Source organism: Pseudomonas fluorescens (assembly GCF_005938625.1).
GTDB classification, from domain to species: Bacteria; Pseudomonadota; Gammaproteobacteria; order Pseudomonadales; family Pseudomonadaceae; genus Aquipseudomonas; species Aquipseudomonas fluorescens_BD.
Genome location: NZ_VCNJ01000023.1, coordinates 17064 through 31693 on the forward strand (window position 1 = coordinate 17064; position 14630 = coordinate 31693).

Annotated in this window: 6 protein-coding genes; all 6 read right to left on the reverse strand. The window is 57.8% G+C overall.

Annotated elements, in window-relative coordinates; all coding sequences use genetic code 11:
• Positions 1–27 precede the first annotated feature (27 nt).
• The 6 genes from FGA82_RS14645 to FGA82_RS14670 all read right to left on the reverse strand — a co-directional run bounded on the left by FGA82_RS14645 (position 28) and on the right by FGA82_RS14670 (position 14573).
• Positions 28–561, reverse strand: a complete 534-nt coding sequence (locus FGA82_RS14645) for a hypothetical protein (protein ID WP_141127605.1) — start codon at positions 559–561, stop codon at positions 28–30.
• A complete protein-coding gene (locus FGA82_RS14650; protein WP_141127606.1) occupies positions 558–11132 on the reverse strand; it encodes a filamentous hemagglutinin N-terminal domain-containing protein in 10575 nt (3524 codons plus the stop codon). The genes FGA82_RS14645 and FGA82_RS14650 overlap by 4 nt, the downstream gene beginning before the upstream one ends.
• 24 nt (positions 11133–11156) lie before the next feature.
• Positions 11157–12863, reverse strand: a complete 1707-nt coding sequence (locus tag FGA82_RS14655; protein WP_141127607.1) for a ShlB/FhaC/HecB family hemolysin secretion/activation protein — start codon at positions 12861–12863, stop codon at positions 11157–11159.
• Between the two features lie 155 nt (positions 12864–13018).
• Positions 13019–13429 (reverse strand): lipocalin family protein, encoded by a 411-nt coding sequence (locus FGA82_RS14660; protein ID WP_095050056.1) that lies wholly within the window; start codon positions 13427–13429, stop codon positions 13019–13021.
• 48 nt (positions 13430–13477) lie between these two features.
• Positions 13478–14026, reverse strand: a complete 549-nt coding sequence (locus FGA82_RS14665) for a hypothetical protein (RefSeq protein ID WP_141127608.1) — start codon at positions 14024–14026, stop codon at positions 13478–13480.
• Positions 14027–14123: 97 nt separating this feature from the next.
• Positions 14124–14573 carry a winged helix-turn-helix transcriptional regulator gene (locus FGA82_RS14670; protein WP_141127609.1) on the reverse strand — a complete coding sequence of 150 codons (450 nt, stop codon included), beginning with the start codon at positions 14571–14573 and terminating at the stop codon, positions 14124–14126.
• Positions 14574–14630 lie beyond the last annotated feature (57 nt).

The window sequence follows — 14630 nt, forward strand, 5'->3', positions numbered from 1 at the left end:
GCTAAATCAATAGAACCAACTCATTGACTAATAGCGAACCCACTTCCCCGTAGATATCAGTTTCGGACTATTGGGATCAATCGAACAAAGCCATTCTGGCTGATGTCCTAACGAACCGACCAAGACACCTAAAGATTCAGGATAATTTTGCGATGCGGAGTGGTGTACCGCACCAATATAACTACCTATTCCATACGGACTTTGTAGTTGGAATCGCAATGAACCGTCAGCATTATAGATAGCTGCATTATTAGGACACTCAAAAAACCAAGGAGCAATGGAGCAGCTGAGTTTTGTTGGTTTCGCTTCAAAAATCACCAGTACGCCAGTCCTATCTGAAAGAATATGGGGAATCTCCTCCACTGGGATGCTAATTTCAACGTCATCATCCAGAATCAATAAGCGCTTAAAGCCTTTAAGCGTAAGATTTTTCGTAATCGCCATATTTTTTTTAATTTCATCAAAACTGGTTCGCGCACCATCCCAGCGGACAAATTGTTCAAAGCCCGCCCCACCCTCGAACTCCCAAATCGTTCTAACCTCTTTAATTAGTTGTTTCATTGCAACGCCCTCACTGACCCCATATCAACTTGGTATAACTCAGGATTAGTTCGAGGTGACTTATCCATAAAATTCACCTGATGCCCGCCACCAGGCAATCGAACACCATTGGTCGCATCCCACATATCGCCGACTGTTCCCTCACGAATTCCTGGTCCTGGCTTAACAGTAAATGTAACTTGATACAATGGACCTTCTTTGAACTCCTCGGACACCGCGAGTTTATTTCTAACGTCTGCTACAGAATTTATAGGCGTATCCGTGGCCCATCCGCCTAGAGAGGTGGCCGGATTCCTGCCAAACGCCTCACTTTCTAGCATTTTCGCATACTGATCTTCATTTATAGTCATCGTCATAGTGCGCGGCTGATCCACTACCTTATCTCTCACGATCGTCCCCTCCTTCCAAGCTGGACGTTGTGTACCCCAATAAGGAGGTTTTACGCCGCCTGCCTGCTCAGTCAGTAGCAGATCATTCGCCGTTTTCTCACCATCAACACGCGGAAGACCATCACGATCCGTTACCTGTCCAGCGTTGATATTTTCCGCACGATGCTCTTTCCCCGGGACAAAGTCACGCTGAGCAGACAGCCCAAAGCCCTCTGCATCGCGAGTAGCATTGAATTCAACTTTATCGACTGCCGAGGTGCTGCCTGGGAGACTCCCTCCCTTCTTGCCACCTGAAGTTAACAGCAGCTCCCCACTTCCCTCTAGGTATTTTCCGGCGCCCTTGAGCAGCAACATCTCCACTGCAGCTTTCGCAGCTTCCGTACCGTAATCACGAAGCGGGTTCACATCGCCCGGATAGGTTTCACTGCTGAAGGACGCGAGCACCCTGTCGCCCTGGGTGTATTCATATGGTGCAAACAGTCTTCCAGTAGCTTCCCAGCTCTCCAGAAAGGAGGCTGCACCCGCTGCCGCGGACATGCCAGGCAGGGCGCAACCAACAAGAGTCACGCAGGCCGGGCTTGTGATTATCGCGCCGCTGTAACCTGCAACAGCGCCCGCGGCTCCTAATATCGCTCGGCCGGCGTTGCCTGTGCGTTGAGCACTTTCTTCATTGCGCAGCAGGCCGTCGTTGACCTGATCCCATTTCGAATACTCGTCAAAGGCTCCCGTAGCGAACAGCGCACCCTGAGCATCTTTGAAACCTTTACCATCAGTTTCCAATGCTTTGATGGTTTCATACTGCGGATCATCGGGCGGAACCGAAGCACTGCAATGAACCAAGGCACAGGCCGCCGCCTTGAGTTGATAAGCTTTATCAGGGTTCTCTTTCTGCAGTTTTTCCAATGCCAACGTTTCTTTTTGATGAAGCTGACGGTTGTATTCGTCAGCCATCAAAGCGACCCACGATGCCTTGTTGACATCTCCACCGGCCAGTCCAGCGGCGGTCAAACCGACAATCTGGGAAAATGCCTGGCGTAGCTCAGGTTGGGTGTCGAACGTGGAGTTGAGTACGCTGGCCATAGCCTGGCTGGCGCCTGCAGCCACCGCGCCGGTTTTGAAATCGCCACCGGTTGCACTGGAGATCGCGCCCCCCATCAACGCATGCATCGCAGTGCGAGCCACGCCCCCCTCGGCCCACATCGCCATACCGGTTGTATCACCCGCATCCTTTGCTGCCTGCCAGTGATTTTGGGAATAGCCCCCGACAAAGTTGAACGCGGTGGCAGCGGCCACGTTGCCGGCCTGCGAAACCAGCCCTTCCTTCAAGTTATCGCTGTAACTGCCCCCACCAATCACGGTTTTTATGGCCCCGCCAGCGATCCCCTGAGCACCCGCATGAACCGCGAAACCACCGATACCTTGAAGAGTATTTAGGTCAAATCCTTTTGTAAGGTTGTTGAACGGCACCGTGTGGCCGCCGAGTTGTGGATCGATCACACCCTTTGTAACGCCAGCTGTGAGACCCGAAATCGCTGCACTTTTCAGATTATCCTTACTAAAGGTTTCCTTAACTACAGCCCCTAGATTGCCTTTGTTATTGATCGTGCTAACGGCTGCGGTGCTGGCCATGGTGGTCAACACGGCTGAGGCCATCACGTTCCCCAACCCTGCCGCAGTGGCAGCAGTAGCGGCCGAGGTTGCCGTTGCAGCAGTGGCCGCCGATGCCGCCGCCATAGTGCCGCTAGCGCTCGCCCCCATTGCCGTACTGGCAGACGCAACCGCTGTACTGGCAGCACCTGCCGTCAGCACGGTGACGATAATAATGATCACCAACATCGCGCCCTGACCAAGGCTTGAGCTGCTGTATTTGAACGAGTCGTGGGTTTCCTTGATCAGTTTCCAGTCGACGTCACCGCGCTTCTCGGCTTCTTTCAGCCACGCCAGTTGTGGATCTGCCTTCACCATTACATCGATGGTCTGGCTGATCGATTTCTGGTTGATCTGTTTGATGTCGATGTTCAGGCCATCAACCGCGTTGATCACCAATTGCCCTTTGGCCAGCAACTGGCTTTGGCGCAAGGTCTCGTCGGTTTTGCCTTTGCCCGACATCGAGTTCCAGGCGAGGCTGGTATTGCTTTTTGTGTGACTCTCCTGATGCAGGTCTTTCACGCCCTCGAACGTGACGGCTCCGCCACTGCTGATAACCAGGTCGTTTCCGCTATCGAGTTTGGCCGCCTGATAATGCTGATCGCCGCCACTGGCGAGCAGCATGCTGCCGCCGGAGGTGATTTCGCTGCTGATGTTCTTCACATCAGTGACTTCGTCATGCTTGGTTTTCTTTTTGCCGAAGCTACCTTTCTTCTTCATGTCATACAGCGAGTAATCGGTATCCTGCGCAGCCAGGATATCCAGACGATCACCCGCTACCAGGTAGGCTTCATCGCCAGCAGTGACACGACTGGACACCACGGCGAGGTTTTGCCCCGCCGCCAGCGACACGTCGCCACCCGCCGTAATGCCGGACATGACCTGACTGACATGGTCTTCCTGACGGGTGACTTTCTTGCTTTTGGACAGCGAGTGTTGTTCGTCCGCCGCCGAGCTGATCAGCATGTTCTCAGCCGCTGACATCGCCACATCACGCTTGGCATCGATCTCACTGGCGATGACAGCGATGTCACGCTTGGCGTCGGCCTTGAAGTCACGCCCGGCATCGATGTCGGCGCCCAACTGAGTGATGTCGCTGCGGTTGTGCTTCGCGTCCATGTACACGCTGTTGGTGACTTGCACGGACGACACGTTGACGTCGCGGCCGGCGTTCATTGTCATGTCGCGGCCGCTTTGCATGACGCCGCCGACGATATTGATGTCTTGCGCCGCTTTGACGGTCAGGTCATTGGCGGCTTCGATGCGGGCTGCGTTATCGGCATAGTCATTATGTTGCTTGGCATATCGAGTGCTGTTGTCGGACGAGGTAAGGGTCCGCTCGTTGATCACATCACCCGTGCGCGTGGTCAGGCTGACATCGCGTCCGGCGATGATGCCGCCGGCCTTGTTGACGATGTTGTTGGTCGCCAACAGATCCAGACGATTACCCGCCTCGATTGATCCACTATTGACCAAATCCTTGCCCGCCGTCGCCGACAGGTTACTGGTCGCTTTCAAGGTGCCGACGTTATCCAGATTCTCACCGGCAATCAGCGTCACATCATTACCGGCAATCAACGCCCCGGTAGGGCCGAGACGGCCGCTGGCTTGCGCCAGATACACCACCGGCACCAACACTTTCTCGCCGTTCACTTCGTGCTCTTCGAGCCAGACGATGTCGTGCGTCAGCGCGGCGACTTGCTGCGAGGTGAGGCCGACGCCGACCGACAGGTTGAGCGCGTCCTTGCTGGCGATGGCGTTGTTCATCAGGTACTTGAACATGCCCTCGTTGGAGGTCTGGCCGTCGAGGAAAGCCTGACCGGTGCGAGCGGTGACGGCTTGCTGGATCAGGCGTTGTTCATAGAGGCCGTCGCCCAGGCGTTTGGCGCTCTGGTCGGGGTTGTAGCCGAGTTTTTCCAGCAGGTAATCCGAGCTCATGAACGACTTGAGGTCGGTGAGTACCGGGTTGGTTTCGATCAGATATTTGTGTGCGATGGACGGCGCCTTGGTATCCGGCAGGCCGGTAACGCGGGTGACCGGACGGCTGTCATCACCAGTGCTCGAGGTTCGATGGAACGTATCGACCGCACGAGTGCCGTCGGAAACCTGAGCCGGGGCGTCGACAAACAGATTGCGCGGACCGCCACTGGTGGCGACGGCCAAATGATCCTGAGCGCTGATGGCTTCACTGCCAACTGTCCAGGTGGGCGCGGGCCCATTGCCGGACGATGCAGTGCTGATGCCCTGCCCGCTCAAACGGAACAGGCCGTTCTCGCCGGTGGGCAAGGAAAAGCCGGGCAAGCTCAGCGGATTGACTTGCTGTTGGGCGAGGTCTGGCGGCAGTTGACTGTTGATGCGGACAACGGTGGTACCACTGTTCCCGACCTTGGTGTCAGCCACTTTATTGGTGCCGCCGTTTGAGCCGTAGTCCTCATGGATGACGGAGTTTTCAACCGCCCGAGTAGCCGTGATCGCGACTTTGCCGCCTGCCTGGATGACCGCGTTACGACCAGTGACTGTACTGGTGACACCGGTACTGTCGACGGCAGATTCTTTTGTATCGTCCGGTGTGCGCTGAGCCAGTTCGCTTGGGAGTGCAAGCAGGTTATTCGGGTCGTACCACGATGGCGTGTTCTTTTCAAAGCCCGGTTTTAGTCCGGTCAATCCTGCGCCGTATTTGCGCTGAGTGACGTCTTCGCCCGTTACGCTGTCTATAAGTGCGACATATTCATACGATTGACCAAGCTCACCGCCCTGCACAACCTCAGATGATTCAGGTTTGGCTTTGCGGATCTGACTTTGCGGATCCAGGTAATACTCATTCGGGAAGTCAGGGTTGTTTCGCTGGTTGTAAGGCATTACGACATTGGAGAAAAACCGCCAGGTCCCGCCGTCGGTCAGGTCAAACGAGTAGTAGCGTGTGACTTCGATGGTGCCGGTTTTTGCGCCAATGTTCTTCAGGTTGTCAGCGGTGATGGTGATGTTGCCGCCAGCAGCCACGGTACTTTTGCTGTTGAGAAAGGTACCGCCCTGGAAAACGAAATCTTTACCGACGTTAAGCACGGCAGACGCGCTGGTATCGCTGTCAGTACTTTGGTAGGTCTCACGTGCAGCAATGTAGATGCTGTAGTTATCCCCGACGCAATCACCGCAACTTCCGGCAATAACCCCCGAAACAAGCTTGCGGTCACCCGACATGATCGGGCCTTCCGTACGGTTCTCGAACACATCGGCATTCAGCGTAAAGCCACCCCCGCTCTCCATCGAACCGGAAATGTTATAGACCCCGGCAGCCCGCGCTGCGCCGCCATATCCACCGATCAGCACATTGCCCAGACCGTAGAAATCGCCGTGCTGGTTGGTCAGCGTGCTGACGCCGAGTGTCATGTTGTTGCCGCTGAAAATCAGCCCGCGATCGTTGAGCAATGTGGGCGTGTTGATGAACAGGTTCTGCGCCGCCCCCAAGCTACCGTAGTTGGCAACGCTGCCGGCGTTGACGGTCAGGTCTTCGCTAGAGGAAATGCGTGCCGAGTTGATCAGTTGTCCACCGACGCTGATGGTCGACGTCGCGCCGGCGGCGAAACTGCCGCCCGCACCGAGGTTCATTTGTGCAGCGGAGAGATAAGTGCCGCGCTGACTGCTCAGGCGACCGCTACCCGCATAGGTTCCGCCCAACTGCATATCGATGGAGCCATCACTGGCGATCAAGCCGTTGTTGGTCCAGTTGCCGCCACGGGCCTGCAAAGACTCCGAAGCCAGCAGTTTACCGCTGGCGCTCTGGCTGAATTCGCGCACGTTCACGTTCAGGCGACCGGCCTGAATCGCGCTGGTGTTGTTCCAGCTATCGGCATTGAGTTCCAGCAAACCGCCGGTCACGATGCTGCCGCCGGCACCCAGCACATTGGCCGTGGAGATATCGAACTTGCCGCGCCCAACGTGGTTGAGTTGCCCGCCGCTGTTGAGGAAGCTGCCGACCGCCAGGGTCAGGTCCGTGTTAGCGGTTTCCAATACGCCATTGCGGTTGTCGAGCAGGCCGCCAAGCTGAAATTCGGTCTTGCCGGAGGTGCCCAGCGAGCGCAGACGACCGTTCTGGTTATCGACAGAATTGGCTTTGACGTTCAGTTGTGTGTTGCTTTCGATAACGCCCGCGCCATTGCGCAGTGCCCCGCTGAGGCCGAAGTCGATGCGCTCGGCGGCGATCTGCCCACCGCTGTTATCAAGGCTTGCACCCGTAACGCCCAGAAGCCCTTTGGCGTAAAGCACACCACTGCCGTTATCCAGCGCCGCCGTGGTAATGCTGCTGTCTGTCGCTTGCGCCGAGATCCGCCCGCCGTTGTTGTTCAGGCCAGCCAATGCCGACAGCGTCAGGCTCTGCGCCTGAATGATGCCACCCTGACGGTTGTTGTTCAGGTCGAAACCATTGCGCAGGACGCCAACCGTGCGCGCCTCCAAGGCACCTTTGATGCTGGAAAGCGTGCCGCCACGGTTATCGATGTTGGCCGCGGTGATCAGCACATCGCCGTTCTGGGCAATGACTTTGCCGCTCTGGTTGTCGAAATCGCCGCTGATCTCAAGGGTCAGACCGCTGTCGCTCTGGATTGAGCCTTTGCCGTTGAGCAGCCTGGCCGCGTGCAGTTGCACATCGGCATTCTTGCTGTAGATCAGGCCATCGGCACTGTTGCTGACGGCGCCCGTTGCGGTGATCAGCAACTGGTCATTGGCGGCGACGGTGCCCTTGTTGCTGTTGTCCAGCGAACCGGTGCGCAGGTCGAGGTTTTTCTGGCTGGCGAGCTGACCGTTCTGATTGCGCAGATCGGTCACGCCCTTGATCAGCATCGGCCCGGCACCCGCGAGTTTGCCGGCGTTGTTGTTCAGCTGGCCACTCAGGTTGAGGTTGATCGCGTCGTTGCCGGCGATCTGTCCGCCGCTGTTGTCGAGGCTTGAAGCCGTGGCATTGATGACCTGCTGCGCATTGATCACGCCGCCGATATTGCTGAACGCGGTGCTGACGATATCCAGCGCCGCACCGCTGGCAATCAGGCCACCCTGATTGTTATTAAGCGCACCGGCCAGCGTCAGGGTCTGCCCCGCTCCACTGCTGAGGTTGCCCTTGTCGCTGTTATCGAGAGTGCCGGCGTTGATGCTCAGATTGCCCTGAGCGACCACCGCGCCCGCGCCGCCGTTGAGCAGCTTGCCGCTGAGATCAACGCTGACATCGGCGTATTTGCTCGACAGCGTGCCGCCGTCGCGGTTGTCGAGGCTGTTGCCGTTCACCGCCAGCGCTTGCCAGCCGGACAGCAGACCTTTCTGGTTGATCAAATCCGTGCCGCGCACCAACAGTTTTTCACCGCTGATGATTTTGCCGGCGCTGTTATTCATCGCTCGGCCGATCAAGTCAAAACCGAGGTTGCTGGAGACTTCGCCGTTCTGGTTATTCAGATCGCGCAGGCGCTTGAGGGTCAGCGGACCTTTGGCAGTGAGCAGACCGTTCTGGTTGTCGAGGTCGCCATTGGCCAGATCCACTGTGACGGATTTTTCACCCAGCAGTCGTCCGCCGTTTTGAGTCAGCGAGGTCAGCGCCAGGTCAATGTCGCCATTAGCGGAAACTTCGCCCCCGTTGCTCGAGTCGAGCCCCGTCGCAGTCAGCGTCAGATTGCCCTTACTGTTGATCAAGCCTTCGCCGTCGTTGCGCAACTGGCCGTCGACGTTCAGCTCAAGATCACCACGGCTGATCAAGCTGCCGCCGCTGTTGTTCACATTCCCCGCGCGGGCATCGATGGCTGCTGCTCCGATCATGCCTTTGACGTTATCCAGCGCCGCCGCGATGCGCAGGGTCAGCCCCTGATTACTCAAGAGATTGCCGCCGCTGTTATCAAGGTTTTGCGCGGTCAGTGTGAACGCTTCCGCGCTGGAGATCGTGCCGCCCTGGTTGTTGACGCCGTTGAGTTGCTTGAGCAGCAGCGCGCCGGGGGTGTTGATCGAACCACCGTTGTTCAGTTGCCCATGATTCAGATCCAGGCTCAGGCGCGTGTTGCTGAACAGCTTGCCACCCTGTTGATCGAGTCCTTTGACCGACGCCGTCAGCGCGCCCTGACTGCCGATACTGCCAGCACCATTGTTGGTGACTTGCCCGGCGACGAGGTCCAGGGTGTCGGCACTGCTGAGCAAGCCCTCGCTGTTATCGAATGCGCCGGTGGTAACGGTGACTGCACCTTTACCGCTGAGCGTGCCCTGCTGTCGGTTGTCGAGGCTGCCGCTGTCAATGAGGAGCGCACCGTCGGTGACAACCTTGCCACCCAGGTTATCGAGGCCACCACGGCTGACGAGGTTCAAATCAGAGGCACTGGAGAAGATGCCCAGATTATTTATCAGCTGCGCGGCGTTGACTGTCAGCGTCGCTTCACTGCTGACTTTGCCCTGAGCGTTATCGAAAGCATCGTCGACGGTCAACTGCATGGCTTGCTGGCTGCGCAATTCCCCGCCGTTGTTGGCCAGCGTGCGCCCGTGCAGCGTGAACCGCGTGGCCGCATCGATCAGGCCCTTGTTGCGGTTGAGCACTTGATCAACCGTCAGCGTCGCTGACTTGCTGGCGAAAACCTTGCCGCCATCGCTGTTGTCGAGTTTTTTGCCGGTGAGCAGCAGGTCGCTGTTGGTGCTGATTTCGCCACCGCGATTATCCAGCTCAGCGACCGTCAGGGTCATGGCGCTGGTCGACCCGAGCAGGCCATTCTGACGGTTATCGAGTTGATCGGCATTGAGCTTAAGCATGCCAGTGGCGATCAATTTGCCTTTCTGGTTGTTGACGTTCTGCGCCTGAACGCTGACATCCGACTTGCCGACGAGGTTGCCGCTGCGGTTGTCCAGAGACTTGGCGGTGAGCGTGAGTTGGCCGTCGGCAATCACCGTACCGAGCTGGTTATCCAGGGCCTGGTCGGCAGTCAGCTGCAACGCGTTGCGGCTGCTGATCAGGCCTGCCTGATTGACCAGTGTGCCAACCGAAACGCTTGTTGCACCTTTGGCGGTGATCGCACCTTTGTCGCGGTTGTCGAGCAAGCCATCGACGCGCACCGTCAGCCCGCTATCGCTGACCAATGAACCGGCATCGCGGTTATCGAGACTGGCCGCTTTGAGATTGACCATTGCACCGGAACCGAGCACGCCGCCACGGTTGTCCAGCGCCGCGCTGAGATCGATGTTCAAGCCCAGATCGCCGAGCATCCGGCCGTTGCGGTTGTCCAGAACCCCACCGCCGATGGCAATGGCTTTGGCGTTGAGCGTACCGTTCTGGTTGTTCAGGATGGCCGCGTTGACCGTAAGATTGCGGCTGGCGAGCAAGCTCTTGCCGGTGTTGTCCAGATGCTGCGCGGTCAGGCTCAGATCGCCACTGGCATTGCGACTGCCGTCGGTGTTGACGCCCGCTTCGATGGTGCCGGCATTCGTCAGTCGACCACCAGCGCTGAGGCTAATGCTGTCGCGGGCGGCGAGGGTCTGACGGTTGGTCAGGTTGCCTTGAGCCTGCACATTGAGCGCGGTGCCTGCATAGATCGCGCTTTGGGTATCGAGGCTCGCAGCCTTGACGGTGACGGCGCCGGTGGCCGAGGTTTCTGCGAGGCTCAACTGCCCGTTAGCGTCGAGCTGAATATCACCGCCGCTGGCAATCAGTTTGCCGTCGAGTTTCACCCCGACCCCGGCCTCGGTGCCGACCAGTTTGATCGCGCCGGCGTACATGCCGCCCAGCGCCGAGGAGTCGATGGCCAGTTGCGGTTTGGCGCTACCGTCATCGGCCCGCGCCGTGGCATTCAGAGTTTGTGCGTTGACGTCGTTGCGCCCGGCGACGATCGTCAGGTTCTGCGCCTGAATCTCGGCGTTGATCTTCGCGCTGCGGGTGATGATTTCGAAACGGTCGACGTTGGTCGCGTTAAGGCCCGCGCCCTCGATCGCCACCGCCCCCTGATCAACCTGAAAGCGATCCAGTCGGCCGTTATCGAGCACCGGTTTGCCGGTGGTCAGTGTGACGCGCGGCGAATTGATGAACCCGCAACCGTTGCAGGTGATGCCATAAGGGTTGGCAACAATGACCCGCGCCGACTGCCCCGCCACTTCGGTGTAACCGCGCAACTGGCTCGGATTGCCACTGATGACTTCGTTGAGAATCGCCTGTGCCGAACCGCTGTTTTTCAGGTTCGGGTTATCGACGATATGCCCGCCCAATTGCGTGATCGTATTCTGCGTCGAGCCGTTATTGAGGATCAGTCCTTGCGCGCCGACGTTGTAGTCGTGGAACTGGTTATGCGACAGCCCGCTGGCATTGGGCGTGGCGATATTGATGATCGGCACGCCGTTGCCGGCGCGGTCCAGCGAGGTGTTCGGGTTGGCCACCACGATGCCGTCGGCCTGCGCCCACATCGGTTGCCAGAACATGACGTTCGCCAAGAGAAACGCCAGCCCGCGTTTCGGCATACCCAAGAAGTGTTCGCGGTTTTTTTCGGCAGCAGCAGGCTGACCGGCCAGAAAGGCCGGTTGAAGGATGTCCATTTCAGAATCTCGGGGCGGGCGGTATTAGAGGAAGAAATCCAGGCGGAAGTAAATCGGTGCTTCACGCTCGGTCAGCGCATCCGGTCGTTCCAGGGAATGGGCAAACGTCACCCCGGCGGACAGGTACTTGCCACGGGCAAACAGGTCCAGCGAATTGCTCGACATGCGCCCGTGCTGATCGCCGTTGTAGCGACCGTTCTGGATCACGCCCTGGTCGTAACCGAGGCTTGTGCCGTATTCAGCGAACACTGGTTGCAGCCACTCGACTGTCACCGGACGACTCCAGCGCAGGTCATTGCGCCAGTAACCACCGCTGTCACCGGACAGTGATTGATCCTTGTAACCACGAATCGACGACGAGCCGCCAAGGCTGGTGCGTTGCGGGCTGAACAACACGTCTTCACTGCGCTGACCGGTCATCAGGCTACTGAAACTGAACGACTCTCCCCAGAGTTTGAATGGCTGCAAATAACTCAGGGTGGCGGTGTATTTGCGATAGCGCGCATTCGGCTCGCCCGGGCCCGGATCATGACTGCCTTGAGCGTCGAACGCGCCGATGCCTTCCTGCATGCCGGCGTCAAAGTTGACGAAGGCACTGCCGACACGGCGACCGTGGTTGAAGCCGAACTGCGCTTCGCTGATGCGGTTGCTGCTCAGTTTGAGCTTGCTGTCTTCGATGAAATTATTGGTGCGCAAGTACGACAGGCCAGCGCTGAGCGAGGTCTTGCTGACGGCGTCGCGGTGGATCACCCGCTCGGCGCGCAACTGATGGTTTTCGCTGTCGCCGGTCTGTTTGAAGTTGTAGAGGTTGGCGGCGATTTGCGAGCGGTACTCGCTCTGACTGTAGGTGTAACTGAACGTCCACCAGCCCCACGGCAAGCTGTAATTGAGCATGGCGTTACGGGAGGTGTGCTGATGATCCGTCATCGCATCGTGACCACCGCGCAGGCTCAACTGATCTGCCAGGCCGAGCGGACTGTCCCAGTCAAACGTGGTGCCCCACTGCTGTTCGCCGGTGCTGCGCTGGCCGTCGTTGTTGCGCGACAGCCCTACTCGCCATGGCTTCTGCGGCGTGTTGGTGACCAGCACTGCACTGCCGCCGACATTCTGCCCGGGCGCCAGCTCCATTTTTGCCTGATTGGATGGCAGACGATTGAGCTGATCGACCATCTGCTCGATCTCGCGCAGATTGACCAGGTCACCGGTTTTGCCGGGGAAAGCCATGGCCAGTTCGCGCTCCGAGAGCTGGCTGTTTTCCGCGCCTTTCATGCCTTCAAGTTTGCCTTCGACCACCAGCACTTGCAGATGCCCGGTGGACAGATCCTGCTGTGGCAGGTAGGCGCGGCTGGTGACCAGGCCTTTCTCGATGTAGTGATCGGTGATGACTTTGAGCAGCTCGTTGAGCTGCGGCACACCGAGGCATTCACCGATATAGGGTTTGAGCAGACGAGTCTTGTCGCGCTCGGAAAGACTGTCGGCCCCTTTGAGTTCGATGTCTTTGATCGGGAAACAGCGGGTATCGGTGGGGGCTGCCGGTTGCGCAGGCTTGGCGTCCTTGCCGGGCAGGTCCTTGAGTTCTTCGAGGCGCCGCTGCTGCTCTTCGAGCAGGCGGTTCTGGCGGTCACGGATAAGGTCAGTGTCACCGGGGGTAGGAGCGGCGACGGCAATCTGAAGTGGAGACAGGCACAGCAAAGCTACGCACAACCTCGCCACGAGGGCGGGTGAGGACATGTTCGATCCCTCGAGACGAAAGTGACATCAAAATAGTGGCGCGATATTAGATGGCCATCATTTTGACGTCAAACAATCGTTTCGACCTTTTGTCGGGATTGTATCGAGGATTGAACAAACGGGGCCGTTGCAGCCCCGCAATGCTTCTGACTGGCTTACCCGCGAATACGGTGCTCATCAAAAGCATAATCTTCCTGGCAATCCGCCGAAGGGCCTTTCTCCACATTGACGTAATGCACTGTGTCAGCATCAGTAAGCTTGTAGGTGTAAACATCAGGCGCAGCGACGCCATTGGTTCTCAGCACACTTTTGCCATTGGTAGCTGTCCAGGTGCCATGCTCGGTTTGCACCTTCTGTGTCTGCTTGGCGTCGCGGAAAAAGGTGATGGAGAAAGTACCGTCGGCGTTGAACTGGTTTTTCCAGGACATGAACTGGCATTTGCCGTTTTCGTCGCGCTGACCTTTCCATGAACCGACCAGCGATGGGTCAACGACCGGCTTATTAGTGGCGCAGCCAGACAATGTCGCGGCCAGAATAATAAGTGCCAGGGAGAGATTCCGTTTCACAGGGTGTTTCCTTTTTTTCGATAAATTCAGTGCGCTGTGCGTGCCGACTCAACTCTTTACGAGCGTGCGCTGCCGGGGCTGAGTAACGTCATAAACGTGCTGTTCACAATGCTCACCGCTGAACTGGAACTCCACCTGGTAGACCTTGCCACGCTCGGGAGTGAAAACAGTGGTCAGCGGCCCGCAGGTATAAATACCTCCCGTAACCCGGCCGTTCGAATACCCCGAAATTTCAAAGGGCTTATCGGCATCCGCTTGTGCCTCCACTTGCGGGAAGCGCTTGACCGTGGCGCTGTTCGCCACTTCATTGAGTTTGGCGATCCAGCCGAAAACATGGCCCCGACCTGAATCGACGACGGTGCCAAGAACCTCCATTCGACGGTCAGGATCATCCGCGCGCCGGATGGAAAACTCCACCGGATGGGTGCCACCGGAGGCTTTCATGATGACCTTGGCGTGCTGGTCATCCGTTGCCACTTTGTTCTGGCCTAGTTGAACACCATCTTTCAGCAGGCTTGGAGAAGAATCCCGAACATTGGAATGGCAGCCTGCCAGCGTAAAAATCACAGCCAGAGGCAGTAATGCGCGTTTATTCACGGACGAAGTTTCTCGATTAAGGACGGGCGCCAAGAATGACATCAAAATAGTGGCGCGATATTAGTTGGCCATCATTTTGGCGTCAAACCTTTGTTGGTCAGTGCTCAACACCCAGTCGCGTCGCAACGTCCTCCGGAGCCAGCGACCGACCATCGGCCGAGATCAATTCCAGCTTGCGAATCGGCTGACGATCCTTTGCATCAACCATCACCGACCCCGGCTCACCGGGCGCGTACATGAACTCGCCGCCCCACTGCGACAGCGCGACGATCACGGTCTGCAAGGCTTTGCCACGCTCTGTCAGCACGTATTCCTTATAGGCGCCGCCGTCGGCGGCGGGCATTGCCTGCAGGATCCCCTGCTCCACCAGCCCCTTGAGGCGCGCGCTGAGCATGTTTTTCGCGATATCCAGACTCTTCTGGAAATCATTGAAACGCCGGATGCCGTCCAGCGCGTCACGAATGATCAGCAACGACCACCAGTCGCCGATCAGGTCCAGCGTCCGGGCGACCGGGCAGGCATTGCCCTGCAAACTTTTGCGTTTCACGTAAACGTACTCCCTCTCAGTGGCCGAACGTGTAGCTTCGGGTTGCATCATACAACT